Genomic DNA, 23,586 nt, shown 5'->3' on the forward strand with positions numbered 1-23,586 from the left:
GGCCGTGTCGGCTTCCCCCGCGGGGACGCCCGCCGCGGGAGCGTCCGGCGCCGTGCCGGTCGCCCCGGCGGCGCCCGGTGCCGCGGGGCCAGGCCCGACGGCATCCGGCGCGGGGCCGCCGGGCAACCAGGTGCCGAACACGGGGGTACCGGTGGTCCCGCTGCCTCCCCCCGCGCCTTCGCCGGCGCCCAGCAGCGCTGTCCCGTCACAACCGGATCCCGCGGAAAGCTGCACCCCTCGTAACCGAAACGTCACGGACTACGCTGGACGGACCTTCCCCACGTACAACTGCCGTACCTACGCCGGTTCGGCCGTCTACGCCAACGTCCGGGCCGCGCAGGAGTCGGAGGATCTCGACGACAGCGGCTACATGAACGCCGCGTCGGCCGTCTGGGTGGTCTGCCAGCTGCGGGGTCGGGCGAATCCCGTGGTGCAGGGCAACACCAACACCTGGTGGCTGTACACCCAGGGTGACAGCTCCCGGCCCAACACCCACGGGTACACGGTCGCCTGGGGGTATCTGCCGGCGACCGTGGTGGCCCAGGGAGGGCAGAACGAACCGATTCCCGGGGTGCCCACATGCTCGTCGTACCTGTAGGCCCGGGTGCCGGCAGACCCGGCGCCGGGGCCGCTGTTCCCGTTCCGCGGGGCGTCCCGGCGGCGGTCAGACCGGCGGCTGTGGAACCCCTGCCCGGTGTTTCGCTCCACGGCCGCTGTCCCGTCCCACGCCCCGAGGGTTTCGCCAGGCCCGGGAACGGTGTGGGAAGGTGTCCGGCATGACGTACCTGCCAGGCGTCGAGGAGGTCGAGGAGGCGGCGTCGTGGTGGCCGACCCGACCGGCCGGGCGTGTCGGGCGGGCCGGGAACGTGGTTGGGCGGGCCGGGAACGCCGGGGTGGCGGGTTTCGCCCGGGCGGCCGCGGGCGCCGGTGCCGCCGCGCTTCTCACCCACGCGGTCCCCTCGGTGGCCACCCTGCGCCGGCTGCGAACCCAGCTGATGCCCGCGCTCGCCGGGATCGGCGCGCCGGACCATGTGGCGCTCACCTTCGACGACGGTCCGGACCCGGCGTCCACCCCGCTGTTCCTCGACGTGCTGGCCGAACTGGACCTGCGGGCGACCTTCTTCGTTCTCGGGACGATGCTGGAACGCGCGCCGCACCTGGCCGAGCGGATGGTGGACGCCGGCCACGAGCTGGCCGTCCACGGCTGGGACCACCGGCCGATGTTGCTGCGCGGGCCGCGCTCCACCTACCGGCAGCTGTACCGGACCCGGGAACTGATCACGACGCTGACCGGGCGGCCGCCGCGGTTCGTCCGGCCGCCGCACGGCATCCTGTCCGCGGGGTTCCTCCTCGCCGCCCGCAGGCTGGAGCTGACCCCGGTGCTGTGGACGGCCTGGGGCCGGGACTGGACGTCGACGGCCACGCCGCTGACCGTTCTCGACGCCCTCACCCCGGACCTGCGCGGTGGTGGGACCGTCCTGCTGCACGACAGCGACTGCACGTCCGCGCCGCAGGCGTGGCACAGCGCTCTCGGCGCCCTGCCCGAGTTTGCCGCCCGCTGCCACGACCGGGGCCTGCGTCTCGGCCCGCTGGCCGAGCATGGCCTGCGCCCTGGCCCGCTGGCCGAGCACGGCCTTCGCCCTCCCGGCCCGTTGGCCACACACGGCCCTCGCGCCTCCGAAGCGCCGGCCGGGTAACGCGAACCCGTCCCGGAATCACGTGATCGAATTCTGTTGAATCACGAAGCGGGAGAACAAATGCGCTGGCAGCCGTTTACGTACTCGTTTTTCTGGCAGTTGCTTTTCTGGCTGGAATTTCCTGGTTGAAACTGTGGAAGAGAGTGGGGGACGCGGGGCTGTCCGGCCGGTGCGCTGGCGCGGCGCGGGCCACCGGCCCGGCGGGTCAGTGGCCCGGGGACGTCAGGTTGGTGGGTACAGCGAGTAGCCGGGGAAGTTGCCGTACAGTCGCTCCCCGGGATCATCGCCCACGGTGACGGCGTGCACGAGGTGGTCGCCGCCGACGAAGGCCCCTTTCCAGGACGCGCCGCGGCCGCCGAACGGCTCGTCCCGGTCGCCCCGGGACCGCGGCTTGTTGATACCGATCTTGAATGCCTGGACCTCGCCGCTGAGCCGTCGGGCAAGCGTCTCGTCGTCGCAGGCGAGCGAGGCGACCAGCGCGCCGTTGGAGGCGTTCATCGCGGCGAGGAGCTCGGCTTCGGAATCGACCACCACGATCGTGTCCACCGGGCCGAACGGCTCGGCATGGTGCAGCGCGCACGACGGCGGGGGAGCGAGGATGGCCACCGGCGGCACATAGGCCGAGGTGTCCTGCCCGGGCACGAAAGCGCCGTCGGCGATCGTCCCCCGGTACAGCGGCACGCCGCCCTTGCTGACCGCCTCGTCGATCTTCCTGGCGAGATCGGCGGACTTCACCGCGCTGATGACGGGCCCGTAGTCGAGTTCGGGCAGGGGATCGTCGTCGTGCGCGACGGCCAGCGGATGCCCGAAGCGCACCGACGCGACCACGGGCAGGTAGGCCGCGAGGAACTGGTCGAAGAGCTGGCGCTGGACGACGTAACGGGGGTACGCGGTGCAGCGCTGCTTGCCGTACTCGAAGCCCTTCTTCAGGTGCGCGGCCAGCAGGTCCCACTGGGAGAACTCCCAGATGCCCCAGGTGTTGAGGCCCTCCTGCTCCAGGAAGTGCCGCTTGCCGGTGTCGACGAGCGCCGCGGCGACCTGACCGCCCGCGGAACGCCCGCCGACGAACGCCAGGCAGCCGATCTCCGGTGCCCGCACCAGTGCGCTCGACAGCCGGGAGCCGGACCCGGACACCAGCGCCACGGGGAGCCCGGCGCGGTGCGCCAACGCGCAGGCGAGAGTCAGGCAGGCGGCCCCGCCGTCGGTCGGGGTCTTGGCGATCGCGGCGTTGCCGGCGAGGACCTGGACGAGCATGGCGTGCATGAGCACGCTCATCGGGTAGTTCCAGCTCGCGATGTTGCTGACCGGGCCGGGCAGCGGGCCGCGCCCGTCGATCATCCGGTCGATCTCCTCGACGTACCAGCGGACGCCGTCGAGCGCGCGGTCGACGTCGGTGCGCGCCAGCCGCCACGGCTTGCCGATCTCCCAGACCAGCAGCAGCGCGAGCAGGTCACGGTGATCGTCCATGGAGTCCACCGCGGCGGTGACCCGCGCCCTGCGCTCGGCGACCGGTACGTCACGCCAGTGTTTGTGGTCGTCGAGGGTGGCGCGGATCGCCTCGCGCGCCTCGTCCGGCTCGATCATCGGCGGGCCGGCGATGGAAGATCCGTCAACGGGGGTGACGCTGCGCAGTGGTTCCCCGGTGCGGCGCCACTGGCCGCCCCACAGGTTGCGCAGCCGGTCCGGGTCGAAGGCCTCGGGCGCGGCCTCGTGACATCGGGCGTACGCCTCGGACCAGCTCTTACCAGGCTTGATGTGATGGTGGAGCGTGTTGCAGGAAGGTGTGACCATGAACACAGGTTGCCCGTGATCGGCCATGAGTGCCACCAGCACCACGCCTCGAAGTGGCGAACGGCGGGAGTCCGGCCGTGAACGACGGTGGCATGTCGGGCGTTCGGGCAACGGCGGCGAGTATCGCCATCTGAGCGCCCGAACTATTACACAGAGTAGTCGTCACTGAGAGGGTCCCGGTGTCGAATTCACTCCCGCAGGCCTGTTGGTCCCGGTCGCAGGCCCGATGGGGGATGCGTCATATGCCCAGTTCGGGGTTGATGATTCACCCCCTTCGTGGGTATGGTGACGGTGTGTCGTCAGCGTCATAGCAAGCTGGTGGCGCGTATCATTCCGATATGTCGGAAGCGGTATCCGTGCATGACTCGATCGGTGCCGGTGTGGAGACACGGCTCTGTGTAAGTAGCCCATCACATAGAGTGGGCACATGCGTCGATCGCAGTTTGTCCGTCCGGCAGCCCGTTGTTGGACCATCCGTGCCAGATAGCTCCGATCTGTGATGATGATTGGTGTTCTGCCACCTGTGGCACCTCAGTCCGAGCCCATCCGGGTGCTCGTGGTCGACGACCACGAGCTGTTCCTCCAGGGTCTGGAGACCGTTCTCGATCTTGAAGAGGACATCACCGTCGTCGGTCGCGCCGGCGACGGCCGGCAGGCTGTCACGATAGCCACGGGGACCACGCCGGACATCGTCCTGATGGACGTCCGGATGCCGTACCGCGACGGCATCGACGCCGCGAGCGCGATCAAGCGTGAGGTGCCGACCGCGAAGATCGTAATGTTGACGGTCAGCGACGACGAAGCTGATCTTTTCGAGGCGATCAAGGCGGGGGCGGTCGGTTACCTCCTGAAGTCCATCCCGCCGCACGAGGTGGCCAGCGCGGTCCGCGCGGTGCACAACGGGCTGAGCCTGATCAGCCCGTCGATGGCGTCCAAACTCATAGTCGAGTTCGCCGCGCTCGCCCGCGGTTCCGACGACCGGCCCAGCCGGGTACCCGCCCCCCACCTCACCGCCCGCGAACTGGAGGTCCTCAAACTGGTCGCGGAGGGACGGGCCAACCGGGAGATCGCCCGGAAGCTGTTCATCAGCGAGAACACGGTCAAGAACCACGTCCGCAACATCCTGGACAAACTGCAGCTGCACTCGCGGATGGAAGCCGTCATGTACGCCGTCCGGCAGGGCCTCTTCGAGATCGAATAAAGCGAGATCGACCGGAGCGGGGTCGACCAGAGGCTTTCCCCGGATCGTGCTTTCCGTGCGGCTCGCCGGCCCCTGCCTCGCGGGTCGGTCGTGTGTGCGGCCGAGGTGTCACGGGCCGGTGCCACGGGCCGGGGAAGCGTGGGAGACACATGCGGCGCATGGGCTGGTCCGACCCGTTCGGATGGCTGTCCAAGGCAGCCGGACGCGGGCATCCTTGTGGTGTGTGCGTGCAGGCGCCCCGCGGGAGCACTCGGGCACCGCCGGTGGGCCGCCTTCCCGCCCGCGGCGGGTTCTGTCACGCCTACCTCCGAGAGGGCCATGCCTAGTCCCGATACACCCAGTCATAGTCCGACGCCTGCCCTGGACCGGGCCGACCTGGGCAGGCGACAGTGATCGAGTGGCTCCTCGTCCTGATCAGCGTCGCGCTGGTCGGGGTCTGCGGCGTTTTCGTCGCCGCCGAGTTCTCCCTGGTGACGGTCGACCGCATGACCGTCGAACGTGCCGCGGCAGTCGGTGACCGCAGGTCCAGAGGCGTCCTCAAGGCGCTCAGGAACCTCTCGACCGAGCTCTCCGGCGCTCAGCTCGGCATCACCATCACCAATCTGGCGATCGGCTTTCTCGTCGAACCGGCGATCGCGCGTCTGCTCCACGGCCCGCTGAAGGCGATCGGGATACCCGCGGGAATGGCCACCGGCGTCGCCGTGGCGGTAGCCGTGCTGCTCGCCGCGGGCATTACCATGATCTACGGCGAGCTCGTCCCGAAGAACCTCGCGGTGGCCCGGCCGCTGGCGACCGCGCGGATGGTGCAGGGGTTCCAGCGTGGGTTCAGCCGGGCGGCCTCCTTCCTGATCCGCCTGCTCAACGGCGCCGCCGAGGGCCTGCTGCGGCGGCTGGGCATCGAGCCGCAGGAGGAGCTTGCCTCGGCCCGCTCCGCGCAGGAACTGTTCTCCCTGGTCGGCCGGTCCGCGGAGCAGGGTACGCTCGCGCCGGAGACCGCGACGTTGCTGCAACGCTCGCTGGCGTTCGGGCGCAAGCAGGCCGCGGACGTCCTCACCCCCCGGGTCCGCATGTGGACGGTCGGGGTCGGTGACCCGGTCAGCGAGGTGATCGCGCTCACCCGTCGGACCGGGCACTCGCGTTTCCCGGTTGTCGGGCAGGGCCTCGACGACGTGGTCGGCCTGGTCCATGTCAAGCACGCGGTCGCCGTCTCCGAGGACGACCGGGACACCGTGGCCGTCAGCGACGTGATGATCCCCCATCTGAGCGTGCCGTCCACGATCGAACTCGATCCGTTGCTGGAGACACTGCGCCGCGGCGGGCTGCAGATGGCGGTCGTCATCGACGAGTTCGGCGGCACGGACGGCCTGGTCACCATCGAGGACCTGATCGAGGAGTTGGTCGGCGACGTCGTCGACGAGCACGACCGGGTCGGGCTGCGCGCGGCCCGGCGCCGGGACGGGACGTGGCTGCTCTCCGGTCTGCTCCGCCTCGACGAGGTGGCGCAGACCGTTGACGTCCACCTGCCGGTGGACGAGGCGTACCAGACCCTTGGCGGGCTTGTCGCCGACCGTCTCGGCCGGGTGCCGGTCGCCGGTGACGTGGTCGAGGTCGACGGCGTCACCCTCACCGTCCAGCTGATGGACGGCCGCCGGGTGGACCGGGTCCGCCTGGTTCCCGCGCACGTCCACGCCGACGGCGAGCCGCCAACGGACGGCGGCTCTCCCGTGGACGGCGCGTCCCCCAGGGACGGTGACGGTTCCGCGGACGGCGACCGTTCCGGAAACAGCGGCCGTCCCAGGGGCGGGCGGCGCGGCTGCGCCGCCGAGGACGCGATGGGGGCGCTGCGGTGAGCATCCCGCTCGCGCTCTTCCTCACCGTCGTCCTGCTGCTCGCCAACGCCTTCTTCGTGGGAGCCGAGTTCGCGCTGATCTCGGCCCGGCGCAGCGCCATCGAGCCGCTGGCACAGGCCGGTTCGGCCCGCGCGCGGATCACGCTGCGCGCGATGGAGGAGGTCTCCCTGATGCTGGCCGGTACCCAGCTGGGTATCACGGTCTGCACCCTGGGGCTCGGCTCGCTCGGGGAGCCCGCGGTCGCGCACCTGCTCGAAGGCCCGCTCGAGGCGGCCGGGATGCCGCACGCCCTGCTGCACCCGGTCGCGCTCACCGTCGCCATGACGGCGGTCGTGTTTCTGCACGTGGTCATCGGCGAGATGGTGCCCAAGAACATCGCCCTGGCCGGGCCGGACCGCGGCGCCCTGTTACTCGTCCCGCCGCTCGTCGGCGTCGTGCGCTACCTGCGCCCGGCGATCGCGGCCCTGAACGCGGTCGCCAACCTCAGCCTGCGCATCGTCCGGGTGGCGCCGAAGGACGAGGTGGCCAGCGCCTTCACCCGCGACGAGGTCGCCGGCTTCGTCGAGGAGTCCCGCCGGGAGGGGCTGCTCGACGCCGACCAGCACGGGCTGCTCTCCGGGGCGCTGCACTTCGACGAACGCAGCGCGCGCAGCGTCCTGCTGCCCCTCGACAGCCTGGAGACGGTCGAGGTCGGGGTCACCCCCCGGGGGGTGGAGGCGGTGGCTGCCCGGACCGGGTTCTCCCGCTTCCCGGTCCGGGCAGCCACCGGCGAGCTCGTCGGATACCTGCATCTCAAGGACGTCCTGGAAACCAACCCGCGCAAGCGGGCGGCGCCGGTCCCCGCCAAGTGGGTCCGCCCGCTGGCCAGGGTCGGTGCCGACGACCGGCTCGCGACGGTGCTCGCCACGATGCAGCGCAGCGGGGCGCATCTGGCCCGGGTCACCGACCAGGAGGGGCGGATCCTCGGGGTCGTCGCGCTGGAGGACGTCCTGGAGGAACTTGTCGGCGAGATCCGGGACGACAACCAGCCGGCCGCCCGGTGATCCGCCTCTCGAGCGACCCGGTTCTTGAGCGCCCCGGTGTCCGGTGGCCGGTGACCTGGCTCGCGGGTGGCCCGGCGCCCGGGACGCAAGGAGCGTGATCGTGACGCTCCGGGCCGGTTAGCCTTCGTCCATGGCAGGAACCGAAGCGGGCACGGTCGTCGTCAGCCTTCCGGACAAGCGCTGGATCGACCTGGTCGGCCCGATCCCGGCCGTGCGGGCCGTGGTGTGGGACGCCGACTCCGACCCGCGGCGGGCGGGTGTGCTGGACACCGAGTTCCTCGTCCCCCCGTACATGAGGCGGGCGGACTGGTCCCTGGTCAACAGCCTGCCCCGGCTGCGGGTCGTGCAGACGCTTACCGCGGGTTATGAGGATGCCATCGCGAACGTGTCCCCGAAGGTCACTTTGTGTCATGCGGCAGGTGTGCACGACGCTTCCACGTCCGAGCTGGCCGTGGGGCTCGTCCTGGCGCAGCTGCGGGGGATCCCGGCCGCGGTCCGCGCGAGCGGCGCCGCGCGGGGACGCTGGCAGCCGCGCACCCTGCGCTCGCTGGCGGACCGGCGGGTGCTCGTGGTGGGCGCCGGCGGCCTCGGGACGGCCATCGCCGCCCGGCTCGAACCGTTCGAGGTGTCGCTGACCCGCGTCGCGAGCCGGGCCCGGGACGACGGGCGCGGTCACATCCACGCGGTCACCGAACTACCGGCCCTGCTCCCGGAGCAGGACGTGGCCGTCCTGGCCTGCTCGCTCAACGAGAGCACCCGCGGCCTTGCCGACGCCCGGTTCCTCGCCGCGATGCCGGACGGCTCGCTGCTGGTCAACGTCGCCCGGGGAGCGGTCGTCGACACCGACGCCCTGCTCCGTGAGCTGCACGACGGGCGGTTGCTGGCGGCTCTGGACGTCGTCGAGCCGGAGCCGTTGCCCGACGCGCACCCGTTGTGGTCCGCGCCCGGTGTGCTGCTGACCCCGCATCTCGGCGGCAACACCAGCGCGTTCAAGCCCCGCGCCGCCGCGTTTCTCCGGGACCAGATCGCCCGGTTTGCCGCGGGCGACACGCTCCGGGCGATCGTCGCCGGCCCGGCGGCCCCGGCGGCACCCTCCGAGATCGCCATCCCAGCGTCATGACTGAACACAATGATCGATATTTCGGTGCCAGCCAGGCATTCGACCAGCCGCCAAGGGGGTGTCGGGGGGACGGAGTCCCCCTGACATGGGGGTTCCAGGGGGTCCCCCCTGGGCCAGCATGACGCGGGAGCCTGGAAAGGTGGCCGAAGGCCACCGAACAGGATCCAACCGAGGGTGAGTGACGGGACTTGAACCCGCGACACCCGGGACCACAACCCGGTGCTCTACCAGCTGAGCTACACCCACCACGTGCTGAAAACCGCACACTGAAACCGAACCGTCGGCCGTCAGCGGTCGTACACCCGTGACCGGCCGGCCAACTGTTCAGGCCCGGCCCATAGTACCGGTCCGATCGTCCTTCTGGCGAAACGCCTTGCGGTGCCACGGGTGGGTCGAGAGCGTGATCGGACGGTTGCTACTTTCGGATGGTGGCCGTGTTCGGCGGATGGCGAGCGCGCCCGGACGGTGGCCGCGCCCGGACGGCCGCCGGTGGGGTCTGCGCGGCATCCGCCGGGGTGCGGCTGGTGGGGGCGGTCTCTGCCGAGGTGGTGCCCGTCCGGGGGGCGCCCGCCGACGCGGATGGTGGGCTGCCCGCGTCGTCGCCCGCGTCGTCCGTGCCGGTCTCCCGGCCCGCCGCCCGGGTGATCTCCTGCGCCGTTGCCCGAGCGAACTCGCTGGTGGGTCCCGGCTGCGGTACGAAGATCGCCTTTCGGTAGTAGCGCAGCTCGTCGATGCTCTCCTGGATGTCGGCCAGGGCGCGATGCCCACCACGCTTGGCCGGTGCCGCATAGTAGGCCCGCGGGTACCAGCGTCGGGCGAGTTCCTTCACGGTCGACACGTCGACCATTCGGTAGTGCAGGTAGCTGTCGAGCGCCGGCATGTACCGGGCGAGGAAGTTGCGATCGGTAGCGATCGAGTTGCCGCACAGTGGGGCCTTGCCCGCGTCCGGGATCTGATCGCGGACGTAGTCGAGCACCTGTCGTTCGGCGTCGGCCACGGTCAGCGTCGATGCCCGTACGGCTTCGGTCAGCCCCGAGGTGGCGTGCATCTGCTGGACTACGGCATCCATCCCGGCCAGTGCGGTCTCCGGCGCGGACACGACCACGTCCACGCCGCCGCCAAGGATATTCAGTTCGCTGTCGGTGACCAGGCATGCGACCTCCAACAGGAGATCGGAGGCGGCGTCGAGCCCGGTCATCTCACAGTCGATCCAGACGAGGCGATCCATATCTGGTTGACCATAGGGTCTTCGGGCCGGAACGTCACGCGCGGGCCCGCTCCTCGCCGGTCACGGGACGCCGCCACACCGTGATCGCAGGCTGTGTGACCACAGCCAGGCCGGGGGTGAGGCACCGAGCGGGAGCGGCGGATGGGACCAGGTGCGCGGGCCGCCGTCCACCCGCAGGGGCGGAAGTACGTAGGTCAGCCGTCCGGCGTGACTGCCGACCGTGTCCAGCCACGAGGTCACGTCGATCGCGGAGGCATCCGCGGAGGCACCCGCCGCGGCCGTGCCGCCAGCCGTGGCAGCACCGGCGACGGTTCCGACGGCCTTCCCCTCGGTTCTCGCGCGCCGGGCGAGCAGCCAGGTGGCGGTCTGGGCGAGTGACAGCTGGACGTGCCAGGAACCGGATTCCCGGTGGCGCAGCGTGAGGGCACGCAGGACAGCCGCCGCCATCACGTAGCCGGTGGCGTGGTCGAGCGCCTGGGCGGGCAGCACCCCTGGTCGCACCCCTGGCCGGCCGCTGTCGTGGCTATGCCCGTGGCGGCCTGGACGATGCTGTCGAACCCGCGCCGCCCGGCCCACGGTCCGGTCGGTCCCCATGCGCTCAGCGTCGCCACCACGATCCCGGGACGGATCCCGGGGCGCCGCTCGTGCAGCGCCCGCGGTGACAGCCCGAACCGGTCCAGCGCTCCGGGGCGGTACCCGCTCACGACGACGTCCGCGGATGCCAGCAGCTCCTCGAACGCCCGCCGGTCGGCTGGGCGTTCGAGGTCGAGAAAGGCCGATCGCTTGCCCGGGCCGGTGTCGAGGTGCTGGGCGGGGATCTCGGGCAGCCGCGGGCTGTCGACCCGCAGAACGTCGGCGCCGAGAAAGGCGAGGATCCTGGTGCCGATCGGGCCGGCGATGACCCTGGTCAGATCGAGGACACGGATCCCCGCGGCGGGCAGGCCGCGTTCGTGGACCGGGCCGTGCCCGTGGGTCGGGTGTCCCGCACCGGGCGCGCGCTCGTCGTCCAGCCGGCGCACACCTGCCAGGGGCAGCTCGGCGAGGGCGCGGCCCTGTGGGTGCCGTCGCCACTCGGCGGTGTTCCGCACGGCCGCGGCCACGCCGCCGTGCGCCACCACCCCGTCCTCGACCTCGGTCGCGGGCAGGGTGGCCACGGCTGCTCTGACGGCGGCCGTCGGGTCGGTCACGGTGTCGGCGATCCCGAGCGCCGCCCGCAGCCGGGTGCGATGGTGCGGGTAGTTGCCGTGCAGCCGCACCCAGCCGTCCGCCGCCGGCAGGAAGGCCGACAGCGGATCCATGCCGATCTGCGGCTGCCCGTCGAGGCGCAGGTGCCGTTCGCTGGTGAAGGCCGCGGCCACCGCGCCACTGTCGATCGTCAGCGGTTCCCTGCGCTGCGGGCCCGCTCCCGTGCGCGCGGCGCTGAGTTCGCCGGCCGCGAGCCCGACGACGGCCACGCTCGCCTGGGCGAGCGCGCTGACCGGTAGCCGTGACGGCAGGGTCCGCGGTGGGCCGATGATCGTCACCGCGTCCTGGCCGGGGAACTCGCCGCCGAGCGCTCGTGCGGCTTCGGCGATCATCTCCCGAACATGGCGGAAATGTGACTTGTCACTCACCGATGGCCCGTTTCCAGGCTCGGACGTCGACATCTGCACCCTTCCCGCGACATCGCGTACGGCTTCCACGACATCGTGTTCCGCGACATCGCGTACGGCGGGCCGCCGAGCTGGTGAGCGCTCCGAGCTGCCGTACCGGTCCGCGAAGGGGCGGTCCGTCCGGTTTCAGCGGCGCCGGGCCGGACGCCCCGGCGGCCGGACCGCCACCCGGCGGTGGCGATGGCTGTCACGGGGACGTTGACGGCTCCGGAGGCGCCCCGCCGCTCGCAGGCGCTCTTGTCGCAGGAAATCCGGTCGACTGCAGATGCGGTCCACGGCCCCGACGGTAGCGGTCCAGTCGGCTTTCGGGGCCAGTTGTCACAAACCATTAACTTTACCGGCGGCGTGTCGAGCACCATCACCCCCCCAGGGGATGAGCCCCCGCAGGGGGTGGGTGGGGCGGAGTCCGGCTACGTCGTCACTCAATGTCAATATGTTGTGCATCTGTTGATATGACATCGACGCGACAGCTGTCCAGCGGCACGGTGGCTGTCCAGCGGCACGGTGGCTGTCCAGCAGGTGGTGTGACCCGCCAGGTATCGTGACGATGTGGGCATGGACGATGTGGGCGGGTACGACCGGCCCGGCAGTGGGTGGCCGGTCTGTCGTGGCGTCCCACCGGGGCTGCCTGCCCGGCCCGCGCGAGCGGCCTCCAGCGGTATGGATGACCGGGATCGCGCTGCCGGCCGGCCGGCCGGCCGGTCCGGGCCTGGTGACTGGAGGTTTGGCCCATCAGCGCACATGATCGTTACGACGCGTCGGCCGGCGATCGCACCTGGAGCGTCCCCATGGCCGGCAGTGCCCGGTTCTCCTGGGACTACGCCGACGGCCGGGCCCGGCTGCTGGCCCTCTACCAGCAGGGCAAGGACAAGCAGTGGGATGCCGCGACCAGAATCGACTGGTCGCAGGAGGTGGATCCGCACCACCCGCTGGGGCTGTCCGACCGGACGGTCCCGATCTACGGGCTTCCGCTGTGGGACAAGCTCGGCCGGCGGGAGCGCGGCGAACTGCGCCAGCACCTGATGGCCTGGCAGTTCAGCCAGTTCCTGCACGGCGAGCAGGGCGCGATGATCTGTAGTGCCCGGATCGTCGAGTCCGTCCCGGACATGGACGCGAAGTTCTACGCCGCGACCCAGACGATCGACGAGACGCGGCACGCGGAGATCTACTCCCGCTTCCTGCGGGAGAAGATCGGCCTTCTGTATCCGATCAACCCCGAGCTGCGCTCGCTGCTGGAGACGACGCTGAGCGACAGCCGGTGGGACATGCCGTACCTGGGCATGCAGGTGCTCATCGAAGGCCTCGCGCTGGCCGCCTTCGGCGTCCTGCGGGACGCCGCCACGGCGGCGCTGCCCAAACAGATCCTTTCCTATATCATGCAGGACGAGGCCCGGCACGTCGCCTTCGGACGGCTGGCGCTGCGTGACTACTATGCGCAGTTGTCCCGTCGGGAGCTCGACGAACGCGAGGAGTTCGTCGTCGAGAGCTGCTGGCTGATGCGTGACCGGCTGCGCGGCGCCGAGGTCTGGGAGAACCTCGGCTTCGACATGGACGCCTGCCTCGCCGCGGTGGAGACCTCCGAGTACATGCGGGCTTTCCGCAAGCTGCTGTTCAGCCGGATAGTGCCGTGCGTGAAGGACATCGGCCTGTGGGGGGAGAGGGTCCGCACCGCCTACGAGCGGATGGGCGTCCTCGAGCTGGCCGGTCTCGATCTTGCCGAGCTGATGCGCCGGGACGCCGACATCGCAGACGGCCTCGACCGGACGCGAGCGCAGGAGGCCGAGTTCGCCAGACGGCGGGAGCAGGTGGCGGAGACGATCGCCACGGCGCTCTGACCCGAGCGCCTGCCCAGCTGGTCACGTGACCGGCCGGGTGCGTGACCAGCCGGTTGGCCTGCCTGGCCGGTTGCGCAACCAGCTGGTTACCGCGGACGTGCGGATAGCTGGTCGATCGGTCGTACGGTCATCCAATCCTGGAAAGACGGCTACGAAAAGTCACTGTCTGTCATAGATGACAGTAGGCGGTCGCTTACGGTGATGGTCGGCGGCGTGGCAGGTTGCGGTTCTCGGGAAGCGATCCGGGCGATCCGGAGTTATCCTCTTCCAGTAGTTGCATTAGCAACGAAACTCTGGGAGGGACAGCATGCCTGCCGTTACCGCCGACACAACCACCCTGCCGCGTTTGGCCGTACCTCTGCCTGGCCAGGTGGAGCGGCCCGTCCGGTCGGTCACGACCGCGCCGTCGGGCCGTGAGGGTGAGGGCTTTCCCGTCCGCCGTGCGTTCGCCGGGGTCAGCCTTGCCGATCTTGACCCCTTCGTCCACATGGACCAGACGGGTGAGGTCGACTACGCGCCCGGTGAGCCCAAGGGCACGCCGTGGCATCCGCACCGCGGCTTCGAGACCGTGACATACATGATCGATGGGACGTTCCAGCACCAGGACTCCAACGGTGGAGGCGGGGTCATCACGGACGGGGCGACCCAGTGGATGACCGCGGGTGCCGGCATCCTGCACATCGAGACCCCGCCCGAGCAGCTTGTCGTCAGCGGCGGGCTCTTCCACGGCATCCAGCTGTGGGTCAACCTGCCGGCGCGGGACAAGTTCAGCCCGCCGCGCTACCAGAGCATCGAAGGCGACCAGGTCGTGCTGCTCGCGTCGCCGGACGGGGGTGCGCTGTTGCGGATCATCGCTGGCGGTCTTGCCGGTGACGCGGCCGGTCACCGTGGGCCGGGCGCCACCCACACCCCGATCACGATGATGCACGCGACTCTGTTCCCGGGCGGGCGGGTGACAGTCCCCTGGGAGCCGGGTTTCAGCGCGCTGGCCTACATCCTTGCCGGCTCGGGGCGGGTCGGTGACGAGGGTCGGCCGGTCCGCACCGGGCAACTCGCGGTGTTCGGGCCCGGCGACTACCTGACGCTCGCGGCCGACGACCAGCAGGCCGGGACGGATGGCCGGTTGGAGGTGCTGCTGCTCGGTGGGCGCCCGATCCGGGAGCACGTCGAGATGTACGGCCCGTTCGTGATGAACACCAAGGAGGAACTGCGCCAGGCGGTGGCCGACTACCAGGAGGGCCGTCTCGGTGTCATTCCCCCGAACGCCCTCATGCCGCACCGGGTCGCCCGTCGATCGGGGTGACCAAATGCGAAATCCGTAGTTGATCGATTATCGGCAGTCAACCGGAGAATCGAGCCTTCTTTCGGTAATGCCGGAGATCGGTATACGGTGCAAAAACAGATGCAGATGCAGATGCAGGTGCAGATGCCGGGGCGATACATATACGTGTTCCGGTGTGCACGCTTTGAACCCGCCACGCTTCGACGGCACGGAGCGTGACGGGTTCACGTCGATTGCGGCCCGTTGTAGTCGCTTATACGATGTGCGTTTACCTGCCTGACTTTTCGTCGTCCTCTTGATGTCTTTGGCTGGGTGCCGGGAGGGTTCGGCGTGCCGTCGCGGCGAGACGGTGTTGAACTAGCGGTGTGGGAGCGTTCCGCGCGGAAGCGACCCACCTTTGGTGATCCAGGTGTTCCGGGCGTGGCGGGAGCATGGTCACGCCGCCCCTGGCCCACCAGGATCGTGGGTCTGGCAGGTCCGTTCGGCCGCATCTCAGCGGGGTGACGGCAACCCGGGAATGATCCTCGCCGGTACCGCCAGCGGCCCTGACATCCCTGAGCCGCGGCCCCGGGCTCCGGGTTACCGGGTGGGTGGTTCAGGATGAATAGGTGTCGTGGTGTCAGAATGTATCCCGCTGACGCGATAATGGGGAGATGATCGCTTGACGATGTCAGTTCACACCGCTCGTCGGCTGCGGTTGATCGGTGCGGGGCGGGTCGTGCTGCTGATGGCGGCCGTGTTTTTTGCCGTCACGACGCTCGTCGGCCTACGTGATGTGTCGTCCGTCGTCAACCAGGTCGACAGATGGCTGGGCAACAGCTTCAGCGTCGCAGCCGGTGGCTTTTGTATGTTGCGTGCCATTCTGGTCCGCGGTGAGCGGCTCGCCTGGGCCGTGCTCGGCAGCGGTCTGCTGTCCTACGGCGCTGGCAGCATCTACTTCACCGAGATCATGAAGCATGTCGGTGCGCCGTCGCCGGCGGACATCGGTTGGCTCGTGTTCTATGTGGCCACCTGTGTCTCCGTGATCCTCCTGCTGCGTGGGCGGGTTATCCGGTTTCATCCCAGCGTGTGGCTGGACGCGCTGGTAGGCGGCCTCGGCGTGGCCGCGTTGGCAAGCGGGCTTGCCGCCGCTGTCATCGGCGTGGACAACCCGGTAGGGCTGTCAGTCCTCGGCCTGAACATCGCCTATCCGCTCGCCGACCTGATGTTGCTCGTGCTCGTGGCCAGCGCGTTCGGGCTGCGGGGCTGGCACCCCGAGAAGGCCTGGTGGCTGTTGGGGGTCTCCCTTGCCGGCTTCGCGGTCGCCGACACGATCGTCACCGGCGCGATGGCGAGCGGCACCTATGCTCCGGGCGGTCCGGTCGAGGCGCTCTGGGGGCTCGCACTCGTCCTGCCGGCCTACGCCGCGTGGCAACGGACCCCACGGGAGATGTCCGAACGGGTCGCCGGCTGGGAGGTGCTGTTCATCCCGGTCTTCTTCGCCGTCAGCGCGCTCACGCTGCTGGTGCTCGGGGCCTTCATCAGGCTGCCGCCGCTGACCGTCGTGCTCGCCGCCGGGACGGTCCTGACCGCCATCGTCCGTGCCGGCATCACGTTCACCGAGGTCCGTCAGCTCGCGGACAGCAAGATGCAGGCACGCACGGACGAGCTGACGGGGTTCGCCAACCGCCGTGGCTTCTTCGAGCGTCTCAACGAGGAGGAGACACGCGGCGGCGGCGCCGCGCGCTTCACGCTACTCGTGCTCGACCTGGACCGCTTCAAGGAGATCAACGACTCTCTCGGCCACCAGGTCGGCGACGATCTGCTCAAACTCGTCGGTCGCCGGATCGAGACGGCGCTGCGCCCGACAGACCTGCTGGCCCGGCTCGGCGGCGACGAGTTCGCCGTGCTCCTGCAGGATGCCGACGCCACCGCGGCACGGACCGTCGCCGAGCGGGTGCTGGCCGCTCTCGACGGCCCGTTCGATGTCGACGGGGTGAGCTTCCACGTCGACGCCAGCATCGGAGTCGCGGTCTACCCCGATCACGCGGTGGCCGGGAACGTCCTGTTGCAGCGGGCGGACATCGCGATGTACGCGGCAAAGGCCGCCCGCACCCGGATCGAGCACTACCGGCCCGGCGCTGACCTGCACATCCTCGACCGTCTCGACGTCATCGAGACCCTGCGGGCCGGGCTCGGTCAGGACCAGCTGCGCCTGCACTACCAGATGAAGGTCGACCTGCGCACGGGCAGCTGCCACGCGGTGGAGGCCCTGGTGCGCTGGGAGCATCCCACCAGGGGGCTGCTCCAGCCCAACGAGTTCCTGCCCATGGCCGAACACACCGGGCTGATGCGCACGCTGACCCTCGAGGTGCTCGGGCTGGCCCTCGACCAGTGCCGCCAGTGGTGGGACGCCGGCCTCCAGATCGGCGTCGCGGTCAACCTCTCCGCGCCCAACCTGCTCGACAAGGGATTCCCGGCCGAGGTCGGGGAGCTCCTCACGACGAAGGGGGTGCCACCGAGGGCGCTCGAACTGGAGATCACCGAGACCGCTCTGATGCTCGACCGGATCCGGACCGCGGCCGTGCTCGGCAGCCTGCGGGAGATGGGCGTCCGCATCGCCGTCGACGACTACGGCACCGGCTACTCGTCCCTGGCCTACCTGCGGGAACTGCCGGTGGACGTGCTCAAGCTGGACAAGTCGTTCGTCATCCACCTCGACTCCGACCCGCTCTCAGCGGCCATCGTGCAGTCCACGGTGGGGCTCGCGCACTCCCTGGCTCTGCGGATCGTGGCCGAGGGGGTCGAGACCGAGACGGCCATGGGGCGGCTGGCCGACTACGGCTGCGACTTCGCCCAGGGCTTCTACCTGGGCGCCCCCCAGCCCGCCGACAAGCTGACCCCGCTGCTGTGGCATCGCAACCGCCGCGCGTATTCTTCCTCCTCCGGGGAGGGCGGCTGCCCGCCGTCCCGATTAGAGCGGGTGACAGCGGCTGATCTGATGGCCGACCGGGCCGAACCTGCCCGCGCCGGCCGCCCGTGGATCTGACCAGCATGAGTTCGGGCAGCACAGATCCGGGCGGCACGCCCCGGCATCCTGGCCGGTCGTTGTGGGACGCCGTGGCGGAGGTCGATCCGGCTGATCCCGGTGACGCGCCGTTCGCCTTTGGCGGTGATCTCTCCCCGGCGACCCTGGTCGGGGCCTACCGGCGGGGGGTCTTTCCCTGGCCGCTCGACGAGCCGGCCGGCGGCCCGACCGCGGCGGCGAACGCCCCGGGCCCCCGTGACCCGGCAGCGACCGGCACCCGACCAGCCGTTCTGTCGCGCGACGCCCAGGAGCTGTCGCGGGACGCCCGAGGACGGGCCGACATCGCCTGGTGGAGCCCGGATCCACACGGTGTGCTGCCCATCGGTGGGGTGCGTGTGCCCGAGTCGCTGTTCAAGCGGATGCGCGCGTGCGACTGGACGACCACCCTCGACCAGGCGTTCGCCGACGTCGTGCACAACTGCGGCCAGGGCACCCGACGTACCTGGATCACCACTGAGCTCGCCGGCGCCTACCAGGAACTGCACCGGCTTGGCTGGGCGCACAGCGTCGAGGTGTGGCAGGACGACGAGCTCATCGGCGGGATGTTCGGCGTGCTCGTCGGCGCCGTCTTCATGGCCGAGTCCATGTTCCACGTGCGCACCGACGCGTCCAAGGTCGCGCTCGTCGATTTCGACGCGCGGTTCGCGCCGGTCGGTGGCCGGCTCGTCGACGTGCAGTTCGTCACCGCGCACGCGAAGTCCATGGGAGCGGTCGAGATCCCGCGTGTGCGCTTTCTCACGGTGCTGCGGCAGGCACGGGACGCCGAGGTGCGGCTTGATCGCGGCCGCCTACCGGTCACCCGCCTGGCCGAGCTGGCCCGACAGGCGCGAAAGGCTCGGCACGCGCAAAAGGCCCAGCAGGTACAAAAGGCCCAGCAGGCCGGGCAGGCCCGACAGGCCGAGTAGGCCCGACAGGTGCCGCGGGCATCCGGGCAGGTCAGGGGCATGGCAGCGCCGGCAGCGGGCCCGGCCGCTGGGCCGCTGTCCGCCGGCTGGGAACCCGGGGCCGTGCCCGGCCATCCGGGCGCCGGGCACGGCACGACCTGACCGGCTGCCCACCGATCCCTGTCGGGCTCCCCTGTGTGGTTTCCTGCGCCCCGCCGTTTCCCCCGAGCCTGCTGGTGGGCGGCTGTCATGGTGTTACGGCGGGTACGGGTGCTACTCGTCCCGGGTGGGCGTGGAGTCCGACAGCATGTCGGCGACCTCGGCGACCTCGGCGAGCACCTCGAGCAGGTGGCTGATCTCCTCGTCGGTGTTGGCCGCGGTGACCTGGATGCGGAACCCCACCTTCTCGCGCGGCACCATTGGGTACGGCGCCAGGGTGGTGTAGATCCCCCGGTCGAACAGATGGTCGCCGATGGCGTCGATGCGTTCCGGGGCACCGATCGGTATCTCGATGATCGGGCTGCCCGACCGGTTTGGCGAGGTCAGCCCGAGCTGCCCCATTCCGTCGAGGATCCGGGCCGTCTTGCGGTGGAGGTCCGCTCGGATCGTGTCGCCCCGCCGGGCGTTGAGCGCGAATCCGGCCTGCACGGTCGCGAGCGAGGCCACGGGGGACGGCCCGGAGAAGGTGTGCGGGGAGGTGGCCGCCTTGAGGTGGTTCTTCACCTCGGTCGGGCAGGCGAGGAAGGCCAGCAGGGACGAGTAGGCCTTGGAGAAGCCCGCGACCAGGATGATCCCGTCGTAGCTCTCGCCGACATGGCGGATGAGGCTGTTGCCCCGGCTGCCGTAGGGGCTCAGTTCGTCGGGTCGGCGCTCGCCGATGACGCCGAAACCGTGTGCGTCGTCGATGTAGAGGAGCGCGTCGTTCGCGCGGGTCACCCGGGCCAGTTCCGCCACCGGCGGGATGTTGCCGGTCATGCTGTTCAGCCCGTCGACGCACACCAGCCGAGGGTGGCTGCGGCAGGCCCGCAGCATCTCCTCGAGCTCGGCGGGGTTGTTGTCGTCGAAGCGCTGCACGGTCGCGCCCCAGGCCCGGGCCATGAGGCAGCCGTCGTGGATGGAGCGGTGCGCGTTGCGGTCGAGGAAGATTGTTCCCTGCCCGGCGAGGGCTGGGATGACCGACAGATGGATGTGCGTGATCGTGGGAAGCGCCAGGCTGTCCTCGGCGCCGAGCAGGTCGGTGAGCTCCTGCTCGATCTCGATGAACAGCCGTGGGGTCGCGATCATCCGTGACCAGCTTGGATGCGTGCCCCACCTGGCCAGGTACTCCGGCACTGCCGCGATGATCTCTGGCTCGAGGTCGAAGCCGAGGTAGTTGCAGGACGCGAAGTCGGTCAGCCAGTGGTCGCCGACCCGCATCTGGCGACCGTCCACCTCGTCGACAATCGCCTCCATCATCGGATGTGTTTTCCGTAGCCGTGCCATCTCTGACATCGGACCGAGTGGCCGGGCTGGTAGCCAACGGTGGGCTTCCTGGCGCTCAGGAGAAGCGTGGAGCGAAGGTAAATCCTGCGCGGTCTTTGACAACTTCCCTCCTCAACAGGCGAGGGTGTCCACGCTAACCGCATTTTCGATGATCGCAGCGTTACGGAGCGCTGTAATCGGCCATTGTGTCGGCTATATGTCAGCCGCTTGCCGAGTGACTACCTGCCGGTAGATGGTGATCTCTTTTAGTAGCGGACGACGGAAATTGTGCCCGGAATATCACTCAACGAGATCGAGTGAATCCGTTTGGATTCCCGCCGTCGGCTTGTCATGGCTTGTTGGCCGGCGGCTCATCGGCGCTTCGTTCGTCGGTTGTTCCGTCGGCGCCCCGTCCGGCGGGCCGGGCAGGACCCGGCCCGCCGGACCCGCCGAGCCGGTGGGGCGACCCGGCGGGAGAGGGGGTTGTGAGCGTGCTGTCCCGGCCCGTCAGGCCGCCACGCGCCCGATCGCCTCGGCCGGGCAGAACTCGAGAGCCTGCAGCAGCATCTCCTCCTCGTCCTCGTTCGCCGGCTGCCGGCAGATGTAGTGGACCTCGCGCTCCTCGTCGTGCCTGAAGAAGTCCGGTGCGACCCCCCGACAGTTCTCGCAGTCGGTGCACTCGGAATCGACGAAGAAAGGTCCCTCGGCGTTCATGGGAAGTCGGCGCTTCTCGCTCGCCACGTCACACCTCACATTCGTTGTGGCGCCGTGCATTAGTTGTGGCGCGTTCGCGGTGGCTGCTCAGCAGATTCTATCGCCGGCAGCCACCGGCTGCCGGCCGCTGCCGGTCGCCGGGTGGGGCCGGCGAAAAAGCATGCCCGGGTATTGTGGCCGGAGAGTCCCGGGCCGGAGTACCCGGCCTTCGGGAGCCGCTCGCGGCGGACCTGTGAAACATTGGAACGGCCCGTTTCCGGGAGACGGAAAATATGTAACCATTATGATGCGGACGGTTGTCTGCTGGCTGAAGCCGCAGCTCGCGGGGCTGATCCGGTAGCCGCTGCCGGTGTCGGAGGTGCCCGCGGAGTTCCGGTGCCCGTCGGTGTGGGCCCGATGGTGCCGCTGTCACGGGTTTTCCGGGCCGGACGGGAGTCGTTACCGGCCGTCCGCCACCCATCGCCGGGAACGACCGGGTCATCCTGCTTTTACCGGTTGGAAACACGATATGTATGCGAATCGACAGGTCACTCGCCAGGATGCACCATACCCACCGTGTCGAACGCCTGGCGAAGAACGGGCGGATGTCTCGGCGAAAAAGGACATATGACGGGCGGCGACAGCCTGGAATCCTCATGGCAGACTCCTTGCGGGCCACCGTGGCCTGGACTGGGCGGCGCACGGACGAGCCGACATGATGAATCCGCGTGATGAACTGATGTGACGAGTTGGCGCGACAAGTCGACGTGACGGGTCGACATCGTGTGGCGAATCGGTGTCGGGCCGCCCGCGATGTGGGAGCCCGGTACCGAAGACCACGTCACGGACAACGGTGTGTCGGTGCCCGTACGGAGTTCTCGGGCATGTCCCGTCCGTAGCATCTCTGTCGCTGATTCCGCCACATCGGCGGAGTCGGTGGATACGGAGGTGACATGGCACGGGACAAACGCGACACGGCCAGGCGGGAAGAGGCCGAGCGGGAGAACCGGGGGGTGCGGACCTGCCCCCACTGCCGGGGCACCGGCCGTAAGGAGGTCCCACGGCTCGAACGCGACCGGGACGGCCACTTCGACGGCGCCGAGGTCACCGACTGCGCATGGTGCGGCGGCGGGGGAGCGCTGACATCATGATCCGAGGCCCGGCCGAGCCCCTGGATCTCCTGGGCGGCGAGGGCCTGCGGGTGGCGTCTCTGGGTGATCTGCGCGGTGGCCGTTACGTCTTCGGCGTCGTCTCCATGAAGCTCGTCAAGGTCAATAGCTGACAGGTCCTGTCATCTGAAGCAGGCCGGTCGTCCATCTCACATGGCCCTCGGCCGCGCCGGCGACACCGAACGTAGCCGGGGGCCACCGCCGTCCGGCGGGCAGCGCACTACGGATGTGTCAGGCATGCAGCGCAGACGTCCCCGGTGGAGTCTTCAGGGGGTGTCTCCGGCCCACGGGGAACCGGAGGCACCCCTTGAAGGGGCTCGTGCAGGAAGGCAGACGCCGACTACGGGGGAGGGAGCCTTTATGAGGAGGGGGAGGCGAAGCCGGCCTTGGCAAGTACCTCCTGGCCGGTCGACGACAGGACGAACTCCGTGAACGCCTGCCCGGCGCTCGAGTTCGGCGCCTTGGTCAGAACCGCGATCGGGTAGGACGTGGAGGCGTTCTGTTCCTTGGGGATCTCGATACCCTTCACCTTCGCCCCGGCGGCCTGGGCGTCGGTGACGTACACCACGCCACCGTCGACCTCACCGAGCTCGACGGTGGTCAGCACACCCTTCACGTCGGCGCCGTAGGTCTTCGGCGTGACCGTGACACCCGCGTTCGAGAAGACCTTCGCCGCGACCGCGCCGCACGGGACCTGGACCTGGCAGAGCGCGACCTTCACACCGGGCCTCGCCAGGTCGGCCACGGAGGCGATGTTCGCGGGATTGTCCGGCGGAGTAACGATCGCCATCTTGTTCTGCGCGAACGTCTTCGGGTCGGCGGCGTTGCCGGCGTCGACGACCGTGGTCATGTTCGTGGTGCTGGCCGAGGCGAAGACGTCCGCCGGCGCCCCCTGGTTGATCTGGGTGGCCAGGGCCGAGCTCGCGGCGAAGTTGAACTTCACGGTCACCCCGGGATGCGCCGCCTCGAACTGCTTGCCGAGCTCGGTGAACGATTCGGTCAACGACGCGGCGGCGAACACCGTCACTGTCCCGGTCACAGACGGTGTTGCCGTCGCCGCGCCGGACGGAGTCATCGGACCGGTGTTGTCCGTGTCCGAGCCACAGCCCACCAGGAGCGCGCACAGCAGTGCGCACAGCGCCCAGAGTTTCGAACGTGTTCTCACGCGTCCCCCTTACTATCGTCGAGATATCCGACGGAGCCGTGACTCCGACCGGACAACGGTTCAGCGACGTTGCTGAGAAAAATCCGTCACCACGTCGGTGGACTGCGCCGAAATCGTGGTGACCGTGGCTGGGGCAGAATCGTGGAACCGGGACCGGGCCTGGTTCCACGGCCGACCGCGAGGCGAGCTGGTGCGGGCCCGGTCCAGCTCCTCGTCCGTGCCGGCGGCGCCGTCGTGGCCAGCACAGATCATGACTATGACGAGCGGCTGCGGGCAGACCTGCCCGTTGCCACCGCGTCCGCGGTTGTGGAGAAGGAGGTCCGTGAGCCGCCGCCGTGCCCTCCTCGCCGGCATGGGACGGAACGACGAGCCGCCGACGTCATGCCGGTGGCTCGCGTCCCGAGGCGGCGACAGCCCGCCGGCGTTCGTTCACTACCAGCCGATGCCG

The 23,586-nt window shown here is 69.8% G+C and carries 18 protein-coding genes, 1 tRNA gene and 1 pseudogene; 12 read left to right on the forward strand and 8 right to left on the reverse strand.

The window, feature by feature from the left end; translation table 11 throughout:
• Positions 1–598: pseudogene (locus CM1CMNOD_RS21575) on the forward strand (hypothetical protein); the annotation flags it as partial.
• Positions 599–776: 178 nt separating this feature from the next.
• Positions 777–1,697 (forward strand): polysaccharide deacetylase family protein, encoded by a 921-nt coding sequence (locus CM1CMNOD_RS06500; RefSeq protein ID WP_013872874.1) that lies wholly within the window; start codon positions 777–779, stop codon positions 1,695–1,697.
• Between the two features lie 222 nt (positions 1,698–1,919).
• On the opposite strand, the gene CM1CMNOD_RS06505 is transcribed toward CM1CMNOD_RS06500, so the two are convergent.
• Positions 1,920–3,488 carry an aldehyde dehydrogenase family protein gene (locus CM1CMNOD_RS06505; RefSeq protein WP_043605264.1) on the reverse strand — a complete coding sequence of 523 codons (1,569 nt, stop codon included), beginning with the start codon at positions 3,486–3,488 and terminating at the stop codon, positions 1,920–1,922.
• Between the two features lie 499 nt (positions 3,489–3,987).
• Between CM1CMNOD_RS06505 and CM1CMNOD_RS06510 the strand changes: the two genes are divergently transcribed.
• The 4 genes from CM1CMNOD_RS06510 to CM1CMNOD_RS06525 all read left to right on the forward strand — a co-directional run bounded on the left by CM1CMNOD_RS06510 (position 3,988) and on the right by CM1CMNOD_RS06525 (position 8,702).
• Entirely contained in the window at positions 3,988–4,689 is a 702-nt protein-coding gene (locus CM1CMNOD_RS06510) for a response regulator (RefSeq protein ID WP_013872876.1), read from the forward strand.
• 389 nt (positions 4,690–5,078) lie between these two features.
• Positions 5,079–6,539 (forward strand): hemolysin family protein, encoded by a 1,461-nt coding sequence (locus CM1CMNOD_RS06515; RefSeq protein WP_013872877.1) that lies wholly within the window; start codon positions 5,079–5,081, stop codon positions 6,537–6,539.
• A complete protein-coding gene (locus tag CM1CMNOD_RS06520; protein WP_013872878.1) occupies positions 6,536–7,582 on the forward strand; it encodes a hemolysin family protein in 1,047 nt (348 codons plus the stop codon). Before CM1CMNOD_RS06515 ends, CM1CMNOD_RS06520 begins: the two co-directional genes overlap by 4 nt.
• 130 nt (positions 7,583–7,712) lie before the next feature.
• Entirely contained in the window at positions 7,713–8,702 is a 990-nt protein-coding gene (locus CM1CMNOD_RS06525) for a 2-hydroxyacid dehydrogenase (RefSeq protein WP_013872879.1), read from the forward strand.
• A gap of 173 nt (positions 8,703–8,875) precedes the next feature.
• On the opposite strand, the gene CM1CMNOD_RS06530 is transcribed toward CM1CMNOD_RS06525, so the two are convergent.
• From CM1CMNOD_RS06530 to CM1CMNOD_RS06540, 4 genes are all read right to left on the reverse strand, one after another.
• A tRNA-His gene (locus CM1CMNOD_RS06530) sits at positions 8,876–8,948 on the reverse strand.
• Positions 8,949–9,117: 169 nt separating this feature from the next.
• On the reverse strand, positions 9,118–9,930 hold the full coding sequence (gene orn / locus CM1CMNOD_RS06535; RefSeq protein ID WP_013872880.1) for an oligoribonuclease: 813 nt from the start codon (positions 9,928–9,930) through the stop codon (positions 9,118–9,120).
• Positions 9,931–9,990: 60 nt separating this feature from the next.
• Positions 9,991–10,419 (reverse strand): hypothetical protein, encoded by a 429-nt coding sequence (locus CM1CMNOD_RS22260; RefSeq protein ID WP_202797681.1) that lies wholly within the window; start codon positions 10,417–10,419, stop codon positions 9,991–9,993.
• A complete protein-coding gene (locus tag CM1CMNOD_RS06540; protein WP_202797682.1) occupies positions 10,377–11,543 on the reverse strand; it encodes a CoA transferase in 1,167 nt (388 codons plus the stop codon). Before CM1CMNOD_RS06540 ends, CM1CMNOD_RS22260 begins: the two co-directional genes overlap by 43 nt.
• Before the next feature lie 770 nt (positions 11,544–12,313).
• On the opposite strand from CM1CMNOD_RS06540, the gene CM1CMNOD_RS06545 reads away from it, so the two are divergent.
• The 4 genes from CM1CMNOD_RS06545 (at position 12,314) to aat (ending at position 18,671) form a co-directional block, all read left to right on the forward strand.
• Entirely contained in the window at positions 12,314–13,417 is a 1,104-nt protein-coding gene (locus CM1CMNOD_RS06545) for a diiron oxygenase (RefSeq protein ID WP_043603167.1), read from the forward strand.
• 307 nt (positions 13,418–13,724) lie between these two features.
• On the forward strand, positions 13,725–14,720 hold the full coding sequence (locus CM1CMNOD_RS06550; protein WP_013872882.1) for a pirin family protein: 996 nt from the start codon (positions 13,725–13,727) through the stop codon (positions 14,718–14,720).
• A gap of 646 nt (positions 14,721–15,366) precedes the next feature.
• Complete coding sequence (locus CM1CMNOD_RS06555; protein WP_013872883.1) at positions 15,367–17,727, forward strand: putative bifunctional diguanylate cyclase/phosphodiesterase; 2,361 nt, start codon at positions 15,367–15,369, stop codon at positions 17,725–17,727.
• 5 nt (positions 17,728–17,732) lie between these two features.
• Positions 17,733–18,671 (forward strand): leucyl/phenylalanyl-tRNA--protein transferase, encoded by a 939-nt coding sequence (aat, locus tag CM1CMNOD_RS06560; RefSeq protein WP_013872884.1) that lies wholly within the window; start codon positions 17,733–17,735, stop codon positions 18,669–18,671.
• Positions 18,672–18,923: 252 nt separating this feature from the next.
• On the opposite strand, the gene CM1CMNOD_RS06565 is transcribed toward aat, so the two are convergent.
• Positions 18,924–20,105 carry an aminotransferase class I/II-fold pyridoxal phosphate-dependent enzyme gene (locus CM1CMNOD_RS06565; RefSeq protein ID WP_237703018.1) on the reverse strand — a complete coding sequence of 394 codons (1,182 nt, stop codon included), beginning with the start codon at positions 20,103–20,105 and terminating at the stop codon, positions 18,924–18,926.
• Between the two features lie 513 nt (positions 20,106–20,618).
• The gene (locus CM1CMNOD_RS06570) at positions 20,619–20,852 is read right to left on the reverse strand and encodes a ferredoxin (protein WP_013872886.1); all 234 of its coding nucleotides are present in this window, start codon (positions 20,850–20,852) and stop codon (positions 20,619–20,621) included.
• 905 nt (positions 20,853–21,757) lie between these two features.
• Between CM1CMNOD_RS06570 and CM1CMNOD_RS06575 the strand changes: the two genes are divergently transcribed.
• Together CM1CMNOD_RS06575 and CM1CMNOD_RS23555 are read left to right on the forward strand one after the other, a co-directional pair.
• Positions 21,758–21,955 carry a hypothetical protein gene (locus tag CM1CMNOD_RS06575; protein ID WP_013872887.1) on the forward strand — a complete coding sequence of 66 codons (198 nt, stop codon included), beginning with the start codon at positions 21,758–21,760 and terminating at the stop codon, positions 21,953–21,955.
• Complete coding sequence (locus tag CM1CMNOD_RS23555; RefSeq protein WP_013872888.1) at positions 21,952–22,086, forward strand: hypothetical protein; 135 nt, start codon at positions 21,952–21,954, stop codon at positions 22,084–22,086. Before CM1CMNOD_RS06575 ends, CM1CMNOD_RS23555 begins: the two co-directional genes overlap by 4 nt.
• A gap of 245 nt (positions 22,087–22,331) precedes the next feature.
• On the opposite strand, the gene modA is transcribed toward CM1CMNOD_RS23555, so the two are convergent.
• Entirely contained in the window at positions 22,332–23,138 is an 807-nt protein-coding gene (gene modA / locus CM1CMNOD_RS06580; protein ID WP_013872889.1) for a molybdate ABC transporter substrate-binding protein, read from the reverse strand.
• Positions 23,139–23,586: the final 448 nt, after the last annotated feature.

It is taken from the genome of Protofrankia symbiont of Coriaria myrtifolia (assembly GCF_900634755.1).
Lineage (GTDB): Bacteria > Actinomycetota > Actinomycetes > Frankiales > Frankiaceae > Protofrankia > Protofrankia coriariae.

Coding starts and splice junctions, on each gene's coding strand:
- CM1CMNOD_RS06500 (WP_013872874.1), top strand. CDS start 777: ATGACGTACCTGCCAGGCGTCGAGGAGGTCGAGGAGGCGGCGTCGTGG.
- CM1CMNOD_RS06505 (WP_043605264.1), bottom strand. CDS start 3,488: ATGGTCACACCTTCCTGCAACACGCTCCACCATCACATCAAGCCTGGT.
- CM1CMNOD_RS06510 (WP_013872876.1), top strand. CDS start 3,988: ATGATGATTGGTGTTCTGCCACCTGTGGCACCTCAGTCCGAGCCCATC.
- CM1CMNOD_RS06525 (WP_013872879.1), top strand. CDS start 7,713: ATGGCAGGAACCGAAGCGGGCACGGTCGTCGTCAGCCTTCCGGACAAG.
- orn (WP_013872880.1), bottom strand. CDS start 9,930: ATGGATCGCCTCGTCTGGATCGACTGTGAGATGACCGGGCTCGACGCC.
- CM1CMNOD_RS06550 (WP_013872882.1), top strand. CDS start 13,725: ATGCCTGCCGTTACCGCCGACACAACCACCCTGCCGCGTTTGGCCGTA.
- CM1CMNOD_RS06555 (WP_013872883.1), top strand. CDS start 15,367: ATGTCAGTTCACACCGCTCGTCGGCTGCGGTTGATCGGTGCGGGGCGG.
- aat (WP_013872884.1), top strand. CDS start 17,733: ATGAGTTCGGGCAGCACAGATCCGGGCGGCACGCCCCGGCATCCTGGC.
- CM1CMNOD_RS06565 (WP_237703018.1), bottom strand. CDS start 20,105: ATGATGGAGGCGATTGTCGACGAGGTGGACGGTCGCCAGATGCGGGTC.
- CM1CMNOD_RS06575 (WP_013872887.1), top strand. CDS start 21,758: ATGGCACGGGACAAACGCGACACGGCCAGGCGGGAAGAGGCCGAGCGG.
- CM1CMNOD_RS23555 (WP_013872888.1), top strand. CDS start 21,952: ATGATCCGAGGCCCGGCCGAGCCCCTGGATCTCCTGGGCGGCGAGGGC.